Annotated in this window: 12 protein-coding genes; 2 read left to right on the forward strand and 10 right to left on the reverse strand. The window is 65.4% G+C overall.

What is annotated here, in order from left to right; genetic code table 11:
* Positions 1–39: 39 nt before the first annotated feature.
* The 7 genes from B2747_RS03610 to B2747_RS03640 all read right to left on the reverse strand — a co-directional run bounded on the left by B2747_RS03610 (position 40) and on the right by B2747_RS03640 (position 9,479).
* Positions 40–534: a hypothetical protein gene (locus tag B2747_RS03610; protein WP_291156977.1), complete on the reverse strand. Its 495-nt coding sequence runs from the start codon at positions 532–534 to the stop codon at positions 40–42.
* Positions 535–577: 43 nt separating this feature from the next.
* A complete protein-coding gene (locus B2747_RS03615; protein ID WP_291156979.1) occupies positions 578–3,268 on the reverse strand; it encodes a serine/threonine-protein kinase in 2,691 nt (896 codons plus the stop codon).
* Positions 3,269–3,286: 18 nt separating this feature from the next.
* Complete coding sequence (locus B2747_RS03620) at positions 3,287–3,817, reverse strand: ECF-type sigma factor (RefSeq protein WP_291156981.1); 531 nt, start codon at positions 3,815–3,817, stop codon at positions 3,287–3,289.
* Positions 3,818–3,879: 62 nt separating this feature from the next.
* The gene (locus B2747_RS03625) at positions 3,880–4,497 is read right to left on the reverse strand and encodes a hypothetical protein (protein WP_291156983.1); all 618 of its coding nucleotides are present in this window, start codon (positions 4,495–4,497) and stop codon (positions 3,880–3,882) included.
* On the reverse strand, positions 4,497–5,051 hold the full coding sequence (locus tag B2747_RS03630; protein WP_291156985.1) for a hypothetical protein: 555 nt from the start codon (positions 5,049–5,051) through the stop codon (positions 4,497–4,499). The genes B2747_RS03625 and B2747_RS03630 overlap by 1 nt, the downstream gene beginning before the upstream one ends.
* Positions 5,052–5,261: 210 nt before the next feature.
* Positions 5,262–8,498, reverse strand: coding sequence for a WD40/YVTN/BNR-like repeat-containing protein (locus tag B2747_RS03635; protein WP_291156987.1), 3,237 nt, complete (start codon positions 8,496–8,498; stop codon positions 5,262–5,264).
* A gap of 153 nt (positions 8,499–8,651) precedes the next feature.
* On the reverse strand, positions 8,652–9,479 hold the full coding sequence (locus tag B2747_RS03640; protein ID WP_291156988.1) for an alpha/beta fold hydrolase: 828 nt from the start codon (positions 9,477–9,479) through the stop codon (positions 8,652–8,654).
* A gap of 261 nt (positions 9,480–9,740) precedes the next feature.
* On the opposite strand from B2747_RS03640, the gene B2747_RS03645 reads away from it, so the two are divergent.
* A complete protein-coding gene (locus B2747_RS03645) occupies positions 9,741–10,865 on the forward strand; it encodes an EAL domain-containing protein (protein WP_291156989.1) in 1,125 nt (374 codons plus the stop codon).
* Between the two features lie 35 nt (positions 10,866–10,900).
* Here the strand turns inward: B2747_RS03645 and B2747_RS03650 are convergent, their stop codons facing one another.
* The 3 genes from B2747_RS03650 to B2747_RS03660 form a co-directional block, all read right to left on the reverse strand.
* On the reverse strand, positions 10,901–12,295 hold the full coding sequence (locus B2747_RS03650; RefSeq protein WP_291156990.1) for an alpha/beta fold hydrolase: 1,395 nt from the start codon (positions 12,293–12,295) through the stop codon (positions 10,901–10,903).
* A gap of 83 nt (positions 12,296–12,378) precedes the next feature.
* Positions 12,379–12,729, reverse strand: a complete 351-nt coding sequence (locus B2747_RS03655) for a DUF4332 domain-containing protein (protein ID WP_291156991.1) — start codon at positions 12,727–12,729, stop codon at positions 12,379–12,381.
* 299 nt (positions 12,730–13,028) lie between these two features.
* Positions 13,029–13,781 carry an SDR family NAD(P)-dependent oxidoreductase gene (locus tag B2747_RS03660; protein ID WP_291156993.1) on the reverse strand — a complete coding sequence of 251 codons (753 nt, stop codon included), beginning with the start codon at positions 13,779–13,781 and terminating at the stop codon, positions 13,029–13,031.
* Between the two features lie 86 nt (positions 13,782–13,867).
* Here B2747_RS03660 and B2747_RS03665 point away from each other — a divergent pair, with 86 nt between their 5' ends.
* A complete protein-coding gene (locus B2747_RS03665; protein ID WP_291157254.1) occupies positions 13,868–16,252 on the forward strand; it encodes an FAD-dependent oxidoreductase in 2,385 nt (794 codons plus the stop codon).
* The last annotated feature ends 3 nt before the right edge of the window (positions 16,253–16,255 follow it).

The following is a 16,255-nucleotide window of genomic DNA, read 5'->3' on the forward strand; positions in this document are numbered from 1 at the left end:
CAACGCGGGGCACCGACTATTCGGTGCCCCGCGTTGCGTTCAACGATCCTCGGTTCTGCCCAGACGCGCCGCGATCTCAATACTTGGACCGGGCTGCGTGATCATCGCGACGTATCCAGAGTCGAGCACGGCCGTCAGCGCCGAACGCGCGCGCTCCACCGAGTTGCCGTGCGTCTTGAGAAATGCATTACCGAATGGCATGCGATCGGTGAGATCGATGCGGAAGTTGTAGGAACCGCTGGCAGCAGGCTCGAGAAACGGGAAGGCCAGCACCTGCGATGACCGATCCATGGGTGTGCGCGGTGGTGTGCTGTACACCTGCACCCCCTGCACAATCTGCTTCACGTCATGCCACGTCAGCTGCACGAGCAGCGAGGTGCCATCGAGTGTCAGGGTCAGATTGCCAAGAGCTGGCGAGTCGTTGGCCGGTGTGGCTTCAAGGCCGGTGAGCACGCCGGTCCAGGTCTGCGCGGGCAGAGTGAGTGGCGCCGACGCAAGCAACAGGCTTGTCAGGAGGCGAGCAGTAGAACGCATGGAATTTCGGATTCTGGTGAGACATGATGAAGCACCAATGCCTTTACCGTCGCTCCGCACCCCGGGGTCCATACCGCTCCCACTCCTGCAGCCAACGGGCTGCAGCGGTTGGCTGCGCGAGGGCAGTGTATGCCTCAGCAAGATCCTTGCGGGCGGCCTGCAGGAAGCTGATACCAGGCTCGGACTGCCGGCTCACCACTTCATAACCCGCTTCGCTCTCGACAATGCCGTCGCGCCAGCGGCGCTGGCGCATGAGCGAACGCCCCAGCTTGATGCGCGCAATGCCCGTATTGACGTGGTCCGCGCCCTGCGCGCGCGTAAATCGCCGCACGACGTCCCGGTAGATGGCCTCAGCCCGCGCAAACTGCCCTTGTTCTGTATACACCGTGGCGCGATTGGACAGCGCCACCGCCACGGTGAAATGGGCATCGCCGTTGGCGGCGCGATACACGGCCGCCATTCGTGTGAAGTATGCATCGGCACTGTCGTACGCCTGACGCGTGATCGCGCCGTTGCCCAGCTCGTTCAGAATACTGGCTACTCTCGGATGCCGGTCGCCAAACGTGGCTCGCTGTACCGCGTGCGCCTGCTTGAGCAGCCGTTCCGCTGCGTCGAACTCTTCGAGTCGAAGCAGCGTCCGCCCCCGCATCACCAGCGTAGCTGCGGTGCGAAAGTGCTGTACACCGTAGAAGGCCGAATCAATGGAAAACGCGCGGCGATACCACGCGTCAGCTTCGGCATAACGTCCCCGCTCGAAATCGCTCGCACCCAGATTCACAAAGATCTCCGCGACGGCCGGGTGGCGCGCTCCTCCGCGTGCCTCGTGAATGGCGAGTGCCAGGCGATTGAGCGAATCGCTTGCGTCATAACGCCCGGCATAGAAATGCACGTTGGCCAGCTCGCCCAGCATCGCGGCACGCGTGGCGGGTTCGGGATCGCCAGCCGGATATGTGGCGAGTGCCTGTTGCAGCTGCGCGGTGGCCGAGTCGTACTTGCCCTCCTCCTCGAGCCGCCGGCCGATGGTCCAGAGTATTCGTGACCTGAGCAACGCCGGAGCTGCCACGGATAGGCGCGTGGCATATTTGAGGGCCGAGTCCGCCTCAGCGAAGCGCGCCTGGTCAATGCGCAGGTCGGCACGCGTCAACCACAGGGCAGCGCGTGCAGCGGCATTACCTGCTGGCGCACGATCCTGTGCCTCGATCGCTTCGCTCAGCAACGAGTCGGCGCGCTCGAATCGTCCAAGCTTCTGGTTCACACTGGCCAATGACTGCAGCAGGTCGGCCTGAGCCGCCGGATCATGGCGCAGCAAGCGGGCCTCCTCCACCCCGCGGTCAATCAGCGTCACCACCCGCAGACTGTCAGCCGGCCCCGCGTCATCGTCGCCACTGAAGAGCGAGAGGAGAAAGTCTTGAAGCCGCGCGCGTCGTTCCGCCTCGAGCACCGCGGCATCGCGCGCCCGCTGAATACGCACCGTGTAGTTGGCCGTCGCCACGATGGCGGCGCCCACCAGCAGCGCTGCGGCGCCCACGCCGCGGCGGCGCCGATACAAAAGCCGACGGAGGCGATAGCCGGTGGATTCCGGATGCGCATCCAGCGGTTCATGCGCCTCGAAGTGTGCAACATCCCGCAGGAGCGCATCCACACTGCGATAGCGTCGTGTTGGATCCTTCTGCATGGCAGTGGCGCACAACAGGTCGAGCTCGCGCCACCGCGGCGCCGAGAGCCACGACACTCGCTCCGGATGCTCCCGCTGCACTATCACCGACGGTGGCGGCGGCGACTCCTCCAGCATACGCCGTTCGAGATCGGACGCTGCGAGGCCTTCGGCATTGTACGGTGGGCGCCCGGTCACCATCTCATGCAGCAAGGCGCCCAACGCATATACATCGGTGAATACGCCAACGCGCTCGCCGCGCAATTGTTCCGGCGCGGCGTATACCGGCGTCATGAAGCGCAGCCCCGTGCGCGTGATATCCGCCGCTTGCACCCCGCTGCGCTGATCGGCGACGAGGCGCTTTGCTATGCCAAAGTCCAGCAGCTTGGCCGTTCCGCTCTCCGTGACCAACACATTCGACGGTTTGAGATCACGGTGCACGATGGCCTGATCGTGTGCATGCTGAACCGCTGACGCGACATCCCGAAAGAGCGCAAGCCGCGCACTCAGTGGCGCCTGACGTTGCTCGACCCAGGTCGTGAGAGGCTGACCTTCCACCAGCTCCATGACGAACCACGGCGTCCCGTCGCCCAGCGTGCCCGCGTCGTACAAACGCGCAATATGCGGATGGTCGAGCTGCGCGAGCGCCCGCTGCTCGGTGATGAAGCGCGCGCGGCGCGCCGGCGACAACCAGGCATCGCGCAGCAGCTTGATGGCCACACGGCGCCCCACATCATCGCGCTCTGCCGCATACACCACACCCATGCCGCCTTCACCCAGCAGCTGCAGCAGGCGATATGGACCAACATGGGTAGGCGCCCCCACAAGAAATGGCCGATCCCCAATGAATCCGGCCGCCAACTCGGCCTGATTGCGATCGAGCAGCGGTAGCCCGGCGTCATGCGCGTCAAGAAGATCGCGCACTTCGCGCATCAGGCCTGCGTCGTCGCCACACAGCGTGCGCAGCACGGCTTCGCGCGCTGACGGCTCCAGGTCCACGGTTGCGTCGAATACCGCGTGCAAACGCAGCCATTGCGCGTCTGCCTCGGGATCTGGGGTATGCAAGACGGAGTCCGACATCTGGCGTCTCCGGCGTGATCAGCGGAAGGCCGCCAGTTCGCGGGCCAGCCAGGCGCGAGCCAGTCGCCAGTCACGCAACACGGTGGATTCGCTGATGCCGAGCACCTGCGCGGTGTCCGGCACACTGAGCCCACCGAAGAACCGTGCTTCCACCAACTGCGCCTGCCGTGGTGAACGCTGCGCCAATCGCTCCATGGCGGCATCCAGCGCTATCAGTCCTTCGGCATCGAGTGCGGCGTTTGCCGATTCGGCGTCGAATGTGACATGCCACGCCGATGCGTCGCGCTTGCCGGCCATGCGCCGTCTGGCCGCCTCGATGAGCACCTGGCGCATGGCGCGTGCCGCGATGCGCTGAAAATGCAGAGGCGAGGTGTTGGCCACCTGGGGGGTGCGCGCCAGCTTGAGCCACGCCTCGTTCACGAGCGCAGTTGGCGTGATGGATGCACCCGGATCGCTGCGGCGCACCGCTGCCGCGAGGCGCCGCAGCTCTTCGTAGGTCACGCTGAACAGATGATCGAGTTCTTTGCGATCCGGCGCATCGACGGGCATTCGCTGAACTTGCGGGCTGGCTCCGCAATCCGCGAGCCATACAGCGCACCAGCCCTGACAGCTCAGCGGGTGGAGATATCGAACGCGCCGTTGCTGACAGTGACGCGGTTTGTGAATCCCGCGCCGTTGCTTGGCGCCGGCGCCAGTACGAGTGAGAACGTACCCGCGAGTCGTGTGGCGGTGACGGTGGTGAAGGTGATCGAACCCGAGCCGGCACCAGCGGCACTGTTGAGGTTGGTGTACCAGAGATTGGGCGCCGAAGCGTAGGTGCCGATACCCGAGTAACCGCTGCCGGGGGGTTGGGACTGCGCTGCGGCATCCAAAGCGTAGGTGCCCGGTGTAATGGGGGTCAGCCGTCCGATGGTGATGAGCACCTGCTGCACACGCGTGGCTGTGCCGTCCACGCAGCCCACGCCAGATATCTGCACGATGTTCGGGCCAAGGGCGGTAGCGTTCTGGATGGTGGCCTGGGTACTGAAGTTGGCGGTGAAGGCGGCGCCATTGAGCTGAGCCGTCATGGTGCCGGTTGGTGGCGTAATGGCGCAGTTGGTACTGGGACCAGTTGGCGTCCCGGTGCTGCTGCCAGGGTTGTCATCACCACCACCGCATGCCGCGGCAAGCAGCGCGATCAGCACAGGCGGCAGAACCCCGCGTGACAGACGCCGCGGGAGATTTCTCATCAGAACTTCCATGTGGCCCCCACGGAGAGCGTACCGTAGCCAAAACCCAGTTGTCCTTGCGCGGCGAACTTCTCGGTGAAAAACCAACGTGCACCCACCTGACCGGCGATGTCAGTACCGCTGGCACTCGCACTGGCCGACCCGAGTCCCGTCACCGTGGCGTTGACGACTGAATACACCAACGCCAATCCCGCATACGGGTCGAGCTTTGGCTGCGACTTGACCGCGAAGTGGTAGTTGGAGAATGCCTGGATGGGCACCACGGAGTACTCGTACTTGCCGCCGGGATAGGTGAAGTCCCATGAATACCAATCGACACCGAGACCGGCGGAGATGACGCCTGGTCCGTACTTGCCCGGCGCGGTCAGACCTTTTTCAGCCTGCACGCCGATGGCGGTGGCCCCATTGAGGTTTCCGGTCCAGATACGCGGCCCAGCGTAGACGGCGCCGGTAGCAAAACCCTGCGCTTCGGCGACCGCGGTTGCGGCGAAACTGTTCAGCAGAAGGAGCGCCGCGATGGTGGGAGCACGAAGGCGTGAGCGGGAGGCAGGCATGGGCACACTCGGCGAGGGATTCAGAGGGAGGGGCGGAATGCCGGTACGACGTCCGACCATCTGCATTGCGCAATCGCGCGGAAAACCCCGTCATCCGACCTGCACTAAGGCCAATCGGGGCACCGATGCTCAGGTGCCCCGACGCTTGAACCCCTCTCGCACGCATCCCGCGACGGCGCGCTACCGGCCAGCGTGACGCGACGGCTTACCCTACGGCGTCACAGCCCTCGGCGCCGGTCCTTCAGTCTTGCTGCGCACGATCTCCGGCTGGCCCGCCGCTTTGAGCATGGCGTTGATGCGCGGCAACTGCAGCGTGATGAAGCGTTCCATGCGCGCCAGCTCACCGTCGGTCTTGGGCGCCAGCACGTTCCACACGTCGTAGGCCTGCTTGGCCGGCCGACGCTCGCCGCTCATGACGAAGCCCATCAACCCGGCCAACTGATCGTTGAGGCGAATGGGGAAGTTGAGCGGATCCTGACCGCTCTGGTTCTTCGTCTGATACAGCGAGTCTTCCACGACGTTCAACGAATCAGCCAGACGCTTGGCCAGCGGCGCGAAAGCCGGCACGGCCGTCATCTTCTCCGTGCGATCGGTGAGATCACGCTTGAGGTTGCGACTTTCGATCACACCCTGGTTGGCCGCGGTAATCTTGTCGCGAATCTGCAGGGCGAAGCGCACCTGTTCCTTGAGATCGGCTTCCGTCGCGTCACTGCGCGGATCGGGCAGCACACGGAACTCGTAGCTCACCGGCGCACTGTTGCCGGCCGTCATGCGCACGCGGTACGCGCCGGGCGCCATGGAGGGCCCGTTGCCACGACCGGCCCAGGTGATCATGCCGCGGAACGTCACCGCATCCGGATGCCGCATCGTGTAGGTGAAGCGGTTGACGCCCTTGCGGTTGCCGGGCTTGGGCGGCGCCGGCGGCGTGAAGCCCATCTCGGCGAAACGAGGATCGGCCGCAGCGCGCGTGGTATCGTTGCTGGCAGCCGTGCCCACCAGCTTGCCGGCGGCATCGTAGAACTCGAACTTGACCACCAGACTGTCAGCCGGCAGGCGATACGTGAACGTGGGCTGCGTCTGTCCGTTCAGGCGATACACCGGCACCGGCTTGTAGAGATACGGCGCATTGCCGGCCACGGCCGCGGCGCTGTCAGCCCAACGCAGACTGGTGAGATTCTCCATCACCCAGAAGGCGCGGCCGTGCGTGGCAATGGCCAGGTCATCATCACGCAGCAGCATGTCGTGCACGGGCACCGGCGGCAGGTTCTTCTGCAGGCTCTGCCAGGTCGCGCCGGCATTGTAGCTCACCCACACGCCGCGTTCAGTGGCGGCATACAGCATGCCGGGACGATGCAGGTCTTCACGAATGGCGCGCGTGAAGTGATCGGCCGTGATGCCGCTGGTGATCTTCGTCCAGGTCACGCCGTAGTCCGTAGTCTTGAACAGGTAGGGCGTGAAGTCGTCGAGCTGATAGCGATTGCCGGCCACATAGGCCGTGCCGGGCGCGTGCTGCCCGGCCTCGATGATGCTCCAGCGCATCCACTCGGGCAGACCCTTGGGTGTGACGTTCTTCCAAGTGACGCCATTGTCGCGCGACACATGAATGAGCCCATCGTCGCTGCCGGTCCAGATCAAACCTTTCACCAGCTTCGACTCGGCCAGGGTGAACACCGTGCCGTAGTACTCGACACTGGTCTGGTCCTTGGTGATGGGACCGCCGGAGGGACCGAGTGTGCGCGGATCGTTGCGCGTGAGGTCACGCGAAATGGGCGTCCACGACATGCCGCGATCAGTGGAGCGGAACACCACGTTGGAACCCACATAGATCGTGTTCGGATCGTGCGGCGAATGCACGATGGGATAGGTCCACTGGAAGCGGTACTTGCTGTCCTTGGCGTCGTGGCCCATGGGGTTGAGTGGCCACGGGTCGAGCGACAGGCTCTTGCCGGTGCGACGGTTCAGCATGTCCATGCTGCCACCGTAGTTGGCGCCGTAGGTGATGTCCGGATCGCGCGGATCGCTGCTCACGTAGCCACTTTCGCCGCCCGCCACGCCATAAAACTCACTGAATCCGCTGGGAGCGGCCGCCGGCGCGGCGCCACCACCAAATCCGCCGAATCCACCACGTCCGCCACCAGCTGCCGCGCGCACCGGCCCGCAACTCGAGCCGGCGTCCTGCTTGGCGCCGCACACGTGGTAGGGGAAGTGATTGGTGAGGTGTACGTGATAGTACTGACCGGTGGGCGCAGCCACACGCTGGCTGGTCTTGCCGCCGTCCTTGGTGACGATGAGCCCATTGTCGTGCGCGACCGCGATGCGCTCCGGGTTGGTGGGATCAATCCAGATGTCGTGATTGTCCCCGCCACCAAATCCGCGGCGGAAGGTCTTGCCGCCATCACGCGACACCAGCGGACTGACCTGCGGGCCATACACCACGTTCGTGTCCTTCGGGTCAGCGTACAGCTTGCTGTAGTACCAGGCGCGCTGCCGCAGATTGCGGTCGCCCGTCATGAACTGCCAGGTCGCGCCGGCGTCGTCGCTGCGGTACACGCCACCGTTGGGCTCGTGCTCGATGATCGCCCAGAGGCGGCTCGGCTTGGCCGGACTCACGGTGATGCCAATGGCACCCAGTGGCCCGCTCTGCGGCAGTCCCGGGTTGCGCGTAAGCTCCGTCCACGTATCGCCGCCGTCCGTGCTCTTGAAGATGCCGCTGTGCATGCCGCCGCTCACGAGCTGCCACGGCTTGCGGCCCACCTCCCAGAAGGTGGCGTAGATGATGCGCGGATTGCTCGGATCGAGAATCATGTCCGCCACACCGGTGCTGTCGTTGCGGAACAGGATGTTCTTCCACGTCTTGCCACCATCGGTGGTGCGGAACACGCCGCGGTCCTTGTTGGGACCGAAGACATGACCCAGGGCGCCCACATACACGATGTCGGGATTGCCCGGGTGAATGAGCACGCGCGCGATGTACTGCGTTTCCTTGAGACCCATGTACTGCCAGGTCTTGCCGGCGTCCGTGCTCCTCCACACGCCGTCACCGTGACTCACATTGCCGCGAATGGGAGTCTCGCCACCACCCACCCACACCACATCGGGATTGCTCTGCTGCACCGCAATGCTGCCGATGGTGCCGCCGAAGTAGGCGTCGGTCACGGGCGCCACGGTCTTGCCGCCATCGGTGGTCTTCCAGACGCCACCACCGGTGGTGCCCATGTAGTACTCATCGGGCCGGGCCGTGCTGCCGGCCACCGCGGTCATGCGCCCCGCCTGATTGGGGCCGAGGTTGCGCCACTTCACGTCGAAGGACGTGTCGGCGGATGCCGACGCGCCGGCCTGTGGGCGTTGCGCGAAGGCCGACGTACTGGGAGACACCAGCGAAACGGCCAGTGCCGCGGTCGCGACGCGACGTGCGGTGGCCAGGGTGGTGGGCGGAATGGAAGTCACGCGAAGCGGGGTGGGAGTGGTCGACGGGCGAACTCCCTACGCAACGCTATCGAGCTGGACTTGGCAAGCGTTATCGCGCCGGACCAAGGGGGTTCACGCAACCCATCAGCCTACCGCCAACTGGAACGGGTACAAACAGCGCGTCGTATGCGATCAGCGCCGGGGCGTCAGAAAGCGCAGCACTTCCGACTGGAACGATGCGGCATGTGGCCCGAATATGGGGACATGGTCGCCGTTGGGCACGATCCACAACTGCCCCTTGGTCAACCCAGCGTACGTGGCAGCCGGAATGCGCACGGGAAAGAAGGGGTCGCGATCACCGTGCACCACCAGCGTTCGTGCCGTGATGCGGCGCAGGTCCTGCTCGGTGAGGTTCATGTCGTCTCGACTGTCCTTGAACCCGTGAAACGTCCGGACGAGATCCAACATCTGCGGCTCACCTCGTGCGACACAGGCCCGCAGTTCAGCCACCACATCGGGTGGGATGGCATCGAGCGAGGTGGTTTGCGCCATGATGGCACGCGCTTCATCGGGGAAATGCGTGGTGGCCCCGATGAGCACGAGCGACTCAAACCGATTCGGCTGCGACATCGCCGCATGCAACAAGGTCATGCCGCCGCTGCTGATGCCGAGCGCCCGCACGCGCGACAGCCCCAGCTGGTCCAGCAGGCCCAGCAGATCCCGACCCGTTTGTCGGTGTGAATACTGCTTGTCTGGAAACGAGGAGCGTCCGTGACCACGCAGGTCAGGCACGATGAGTTGAAACCGTTCGGCCAACCGTTCGATATGCGGCGCCCAGGTTGCGCCACACCCGAAGAAGCCGTGCAGCAGGACGAGTGGCGGACCGGAGCCGAGGGTTTCCACGTAGAGGTCGGCGCCGTTTATACGGTGCAACGCGGAGGTGGCCGACGGCAGACGGGGAGTACGCTGGGCAACCGCCTCGTCGGCCGGGAACCCTGACTGAATCAGGCACAGGGACATCGCCGTCACCCAGACCGGCACGCAACCACGTCGTGTACGCACACGTTCTCCTGTAATTGCCGAAAATTCAGAGGAACCGATGGCGGGTCCAAAGTAGCTCTGCGGGTCGCTGGGCGCTTGCGGTAAGCGTGGGACCAGCCGTTCCTGGGTGTGACACCGTATCCTCGCCAATCGTCTACCATCTGGAGTACAGAACGCTGCCCGACGGCGCCCCGACGATGAGGCGAGGCGCGGGTTTTCGCATTTCCGCCAAAGTCCCTCGTGCCCTCAGTTCCCTTGCCCACGGCGGCCGTGTCGGCCCCTGCCGACAACGCCTGTCGCCGCTGCGAACAGCTGCCGCCGATCCCGGTGGAGGCGCAGACGCTGCACTGCTGGTTCCCCACCGGCCATGTGGGCGGCAAGGCGCGTGCGGTGTTCCGCGACTTCGGTGTCTCTGCGGACAAGACAGTTGGCGGGGGGCTCAGCTTTCTGTGGGATGAGCACAACGGTGAGCAGATCGCCCTGGCACTCGAAGAGGCGCTCTCCGGCATTGAACGCGAAGACACCCGCGCTCTGCTTTGCGCCCCGCAGCACCTGCCCAGCCCCGATGACCTGGCCCGGGTGGAGCCCCTGGCGCGCATTGTCACCCGCGTGCGCAGCGGCTGGCTCATCAACCTGCTGGAGGAGCGCCGCCTCACGTCGCACTTCCAGCCCATCGTACATGCCCACGTGCCCGATCGTATCTATGGGCACGAGGCGCTCCTGCGTGGCGTGGCCCCCGATGGCAGCTTCGTCTCACCGGGGCAGTTGTTCGACACCGCGCGCGGCGCGGGACTGCTCTTCCAGCTCGACCTCGCCGCACGACGCTCGGCCATAGCCGCCTCGGTGCAGCATGCGCTGCAGGGCGCACTGTTCGTGAACTTCGCACCCACCGCCATCTACGATCCCCAGGCCTGCCTCCGCAGCACGGTGGCCGCCATCGACAAGGCGGGCATGTCACGCGATCAGGTGGTGTTCGAACTGGTGGAGACGGAACGTGCGCACGATGCCTCGCACCTCCGACGCATTCTCGACTACTATCGTGGCGCCGGCTTCCGCATTGCGCTGGACGACGTGGGCGCTGGGTACTCTTCGCTCAACCTCATCCATCTCTTGCGCCCCGACATCCTCAAGCTCGACATGGAGCTCATCCGGGATGTCGACAAGGATCCGTACAAGGCGCGCATTGCAGCCAACCTGCTGAACGTCGCCACTTCGCTGGGCATTGATGCGCTGGCTGAAGGCATCGAGACGCAGGGCGAACTGGATTGGGTGCGCGAACACGGCGCGAAGTTCGTGCAGGGCTATCTCATTGCCAAACCGGCTGCGGCACCGCGCCACGCCGACGCACTGCGGCGCAGCGCGTAGCGCGTAGCAGAATGGAAGATTAGCCGGCGGCCGAGTTACTCCTCCTGGAACTCGGCCACTACCACGCGTCGCCTGTCCACAGGCTGCGTACGCACCACGAGTGTCTGGCCATTGAATTCCGTGCGGACACTGCGCGGTTGCGACGCCTCGAACCACCGCACACTGCGATCCACTGTGGGCACGCCCGGCGCAATGCCGCGCGCCAGCTCACCATCGAAGCGTAGGGTATCGCGTCCGACCCCCAGATAGCCGCGCGGGCGGATGACCTGTACCGCGACACTGTCCGCATTGGACGGACCGACTGCCACGCGCCGTGCCGGCGCGGCTGGTAGTCGCAGGTTGACCACCTGACTGCTGCGCAGAAACGGCGCACGATAGAGATGCAGCAGCACACTGCTGTCCGGCGCCACCACTTCGAACTCGTACACCGCACCGGCACGCGCACGGAATGGCCCCCACTGTCCATCGTCGCGCGTGGTCACGCGGTGCACGGCTTCTGCGACACGTTTTCCGGTCGCCGCATCGGTTTCGTGTACCAGCACCTGCGCACCTCGCAGCGGCAGATTGGTTGGCGCACCAGCCACCGTGCCACTCACCATGCCGTTCAGCACAATGACGCTCTCCGGCTCGATATCCAGCGTGCGTGGGGCACGTCCGGTAATGAATCGATACTGCGCAGCAAAGGCTTCCGGTCCGAAGGCCACTTCGCGGTGGTCGGTGCCCGGCAACACGATGTTTGTTGCGCCCTTGAGCGCCGGAGACATGGCATCGACACCGGTCTGCATACCCGGCGCCCCGAGTGCCGCACCCGTCGCCTGCGCGTACTTGTCCAGCGAGTCGGAACGCAGCGCCAGAAAGCGCACATCGCGCACCACTTCGCTCCCGCCATTCAGTGCACGGAGATACGGTGAGAACCCGTTGAACTCGTTCTCCGGTTGCATGCTGGCCGACGCCATGACGCCGTGATTGGGCGTGCCACAGGTAATCACATGCGACACATGTGCCGCGCCGCCGCCAAACCGCACATAGTGGCGGATGGTCAGCCCACCACGGGAACTGCCCACCAGCGCCACCTTGCTGGCCCCGGTGCGAATCAACACCCGGGTCACGAAGGCAGCCAACGCCGCCGCCTGATCATCCGGCGTGCTGCGATTGGTCTCCCGTGCCGACGGCGTGGAACTCGCCAGCGGGTGGGGCAGATCGACGGCGTACAGCCGATCGCGGGGATAGCCGTTGCTTTCGAAGCGCCAGATGGTGTTGTCCCACAAGCCGGCGTGATCGCCATTACCGTGCACGAATACAATGGGAACGGGCGCAGCCTCGGCAGCGAACCGCCGACTCTGCGCCCGTTCCGTGCTGTCACTGATCAATGACAGGGCCAGCATTGCCGCAGGCAAGCGGGCCGCGATGAGGTTGAACATCCGCGTCATGCAGAATTCACCGACTGGAGTGAAAACGGGCGGGCCCGCCCGATCACACCAGCGCGCCGCCGATGCTCAAGTATGCTGCGCGATCAGCTCGAGTGCACGGGTCGTGCCAGCCATGGTGAAGGTTCGTTACGTGATGCCATCGTGGCATTCATCGCGGTGAACGCCGGGGTCGGCGACGGCTCCGGTGACAACGGCGCGGATTCAGGCGCCACATTCCCAGCCAGCTCCCGTGCGCGCTGCACCCACTGGGCCACAGTCTTCTCGGGCGGAATGGCGCGAATGAGGTGTTGTTCGCGATTCACGCGATCCATGAGGTTCACGAGATTCTCCGGCTTGCGCTGGCTCAACGTGGCCACGTCCTCGATGCCCGACGCCTCGAGAAGTCGGGCGTAATTGGGGCCAATGCCGTTGATCTGTTCGAGCGAGTTCATCATGTCGATCCTCCCTGGCATGCATGGCAAGGTTGCCGATATGCAGTGCCCGTTGCGGTTCGCTTCGTCGCCCTGAAGGTTCGGGCGTGATCGTCGATACGATCGGAGCGCCAGTCGGATGGTCCGTGGCATGTCGCCTCTGGCGCCAGAGTGCCGTCCATTGACGTGTCGCGCGTCATTGACCTACCCCAACATCATAACAGAATCCCGGCTTCAGGCCAAGGGCTCAAGATGTTGAAACACAATGCTTTACGCGGAACATTGAGCACCATCGGGGGTAGGCCGACGGCGCGCGATTCCCCTCAGCGACTCCGCACGGTAGCCAAGCCACCGTCCACACCGATCACCTGACCGGTCACCCACGCGGCGTCAGCGCCCAGCAACCAGGCCACCGCCGGCGCCACATCATCCGCCTCGCCAATGCGCCCCAGCGCATGCAGGGACGCCGACGCCTTCTCGGCCGCCTCGTTTCCCGTGATGCGCGCAGCCATCGGCGTGCGCACCAGTCCGGGCGCCACCACATTGCAGCGCAACCCACGCGAGGCATAGGTGGCGGCTGTCGATCGCATGAGCCCAATCACTCCGCCCTTCGCGGCCGCGATGGCCTCGTGATTGGCCAATCCATGACGCGCGGCCGCGGTGGCCACCAGCACGACAGACCCGCCACTGGGCAGCACCTTGGCTGCCGCGCGTACCGTGGCGAACGCGCTCGTGAGATTCTGCGCAATGACCTGCGCATACTCATCCTCACGTGTCAGGTGGGCAGGCTTGAGCAGAATCGACCCCACGAGATTGGCCACACCGACCAGTGGGGCGTCTGCCGGCGCCGCCGCCTGCGCGGCCTGGGCTGCCTGTTCCACCGCGTCGAAAGTGGTCAGGTCTGCGACGTGTGTCGCCAGCACACCGGCGCCCAGTTCTGCGGCCAGCGCGTCCATGGGAGCCGCCGAGCGACCCGCCAGCACCACGCGGTGTCCTGCGGCAACAAGACGACGGGCCGTGGCCGCGCCGATGCCGCCGGCGCCGCCAAGAAGCAGAAAGGTCGATGCATGGCTCATGGCAGCGGAATGCCCATTGCCACAGTGAGAGTTCCCGCTGGTGTCCGGGACAGGGCACTCGCCTGAGGCACCGCGCGTTGTCCACCGTGATCCGACCCGACGACTTCTCCGAACATCTGGCCGAGCGCATCACCGCGTACTCGGCGCATCAGCCGGCCAATGCACAGGCCGAGTATGTGCTGTACTGGATGCGCACCGCCGTACGCGCCCACGAGAACCCTGCACTCGACGTCGCCCTGGACGCGGGCCGGCGTCTCGGTCTACCGGTGTTCGTGTATCACGCGCTGTCGGAGCGCTATCCCTACGCCTCCGACCGGCACCATACCTTCATTCTCGAAGGCGCGCGTGATGTGGAAGCCGAATGCGCGGCGCGCGGCATCGGCTATGCGTTTCATCTCGAGCGGCCCGGACACCGGCAGAAGGCGCTCAAGACCCTGCTCACGCGCGCAGCGCTGCTGGTGACGGAAACCATGCCGGTCCCGCCGCTCGACTGGTTGACCGAGGGACTGGCCGACGACGCGCCCTGCCCCGTGTGGAGTGTGGACACGGCCTGCGTGGTGCCCATGCCGCTGGTGGGCACCGCGCACACGCGTGCCTTTGCCTTTCGCGATGCCACCGCGCACCTGCGCGACGAACGTGTGGGGCGACCCTGGCGCGATGTGGCGCCGCATACCCCGCCGTTCACGCCGCGCGACCTGCCGTTCACGCCGGTGCGCTTTGTGGACGCCGACATCGCCGAACTGGTGGCGCAGTGCGAGATCGATCATGGCGTGGGTCCGGTGCCGCACACGGAAGGCGGCACCGCCGCCGGCTATGCGCGCTGGGAGACGTTCAAGCAAAGCGGTGGCCTCGCGCGCTATGCCGCCAAGCGCAATGACGCCACCATCGAAGGTGTGAGCCGCATGTCGGCCTACCTGCACTATGGCATGGTGTCGCCGCTTCGTCTGGCGCGTGAGTGCACCACGCTTGTTGGCGACGGGCCCGCCAAGTATCTGGATGAACTGCTGGTGTGGCGTGAGCTGGCCTACGCCTTCTGCTACTGGCATCCCTCACCCACCACCATTGAGGCCGTGCCGGTATGGGCGCGCGAGACACTGGCCAAACACGAGCGCGACTCGCGCACGGTGCTCTCATGGGAAGCACTCGCGCGCGCGCAGTCCGGCGATGCGCTCTGGGATGCCACCCAGACTTCACTGCTGCGGCACGGCGAGTTGCACAACAACGTGCGCATGACCTGGGGCAAGGCCATCCCACTCTGGTCGGACAACGCCGAGCAGGCGCTCGATCGCCTGGTCGATCTCAATCACCGCTATGCGCTCGATGGCCGTGATCCGGCATCGTACGGAGGCCTGCTCTGGTGCCTGGGCCAGTTCGACAGACCGTTCACTCCGCCGGTGCGCATCCTGGGCACGGTGCGTCCGCGCCCGACGTCGGAGCACCTCAAGCGCCTTGATCTGGCGCGCTATCAGCGGCATGTAACCCGGCCGCGCAGCGAGCGTGTGCCTCGAGTGCTGGTCGTTGGCGCGGGACTCGCCGGATTGGCCTGCGCGCGCACGCTGCACGATCATGGCCTGCCCGTTACGCTCCTCGACAAGAGTCGTGGCGTGGGTGGTCGCACCAGCACACGCCGTGAGGGGCAGTGGAAGTTCGATCATGGCGCACCCGGCATCGCCTGGCAGGATGCGCGACTGGCCCGCCATGCTGAGTCCTGGGAGCACGACGCGGTGTTGTCGCGACTGGGTACGCACTGGGTTGGACGCGACGGCATGAGCGGACTCGCACGGCATCTGGCGCGTGGTTTGACCGTACACACCGGCGTGCAGGCCGCGTCGATCGAGCGGTCTCGCATGCAGTGGATTGTTCGCGATACCACGGGTGTGGCCCATGAAGCTGACGTGCTGGTGCTGGCCGTTCCGGCGCCGCAGGCCAGAACGCTGCTGAATACTGTGGCGTCGTCCGGCGGTGGCGTTGAGCAACTGCAGCAGGCCCTGCATGACGTGGAGATGAGTCCCTGCTGGAGCAGCATGATCGTCTTTGACGGCCCGCCGCCTGTGCGTATCACCGACGCGCTGCACAACGGGGCGTTGCCTGAGGAGAAGCATGCCATGCTCAGCCGCGGATGGCGTCAGAACGTCCGACCGGGCCGCTCATCCGATGAGGCCTGGGTGGTGCAGGCGTCGGCAACGTGGAGCCGCGAGCATTTGGAAGCCGACGCGTCCACGGTGGCGTCGCAGATGAGCGAGGCACTCCGGGATCGGCTGCAGATTGCGGGCAACGTGGTGCACGCGGTGGCCCATCGATGGCGCTATGCGCGCGTCGAGCGTGGCATCACGGCGAGTTGCCTCTTCTCGTCGGAGGACGCCCTTGGCGTGGGGGGCGACTTTGCGTGGGGTCCGATGAACACGGCACGCGACGCCGAGGCCGCGTGGCTGAGTGGTGTGGCCATGGCGGGACGGGTGCTGAGTCGATAGACG

This window comes from Gemmatimonas sp. UBA7669 (assembly GCF_002483225.1).
GTDB lineage: Bacteria > Gemmatimonadota > Gemmatimonadetes > Gemmatimonadales > Gemmatimonadaceae > Gemmatimonas.

Coding starts and splice junctions, on each gene's coding strand:
- B2747_RS03610 (WP_291156977.1), bottom strand. CDS start 534: ATGCGTTCTACTGCTCGCCTCCTGACAAGCCTGTTGCTTGCGTCGGCG.
- B2747_RS03615 (WP_291156979.1), bottom strand. CDS start 3,268: ATGTCGGACTCCGTCTTGCATACCCCAGATCCCGAGGCAGACGCGCAA.
- B2747_RS03620 (WP_291156981.1), bottom strand. CDS start 3,817: ATGCCCGTCGATGCGCCGGATCGCAAAGAACTCGATCATCTGTTCAGC.
- B2747_RS03625 (WP_291156983.1), bottom strand. CDS start 4,497: ATGAGAAATCTCCCGCGGCGTCTGTCACGCGGGGTTCTGCCGCCTGTG.
- B2747_RS03630 (WP_291156985.1), bottom strand. CDS start 5,051: ATGCCTGCCTCCCGCTCACGCCTTCGTGCTCCCACCATCGCGGCGCTC.
- B2747_RS03640 (WP_291156988.1), bottom strand. CDS start 9,479: ATGTCCCTGTGCCTGATTCAGTCAGGGTTCCCGGCCGACGAGGCGGTT.
- B2747_RS03650 (WP_291156990.1), bottom strand. CDS start 12,295: ATGACGCGGATGTTCAACCTCATCGCGGCCCGCTTGCCTGCGGCAATG.
- B2747_RS03655 (WP_291156991.1), bottom strand. CDS start 12,729: ATGATGAACTCGCTCGAACAGATCAACGGCATTGGCCCCAATTACGCC.
- B2747_RS03660 (WP_291156993.1), bottom strand. CDS start 13,781: ATGAGCCATGCATCGACCTTTCTGCTTCTTGGCGGCGCCGGCGGCATC.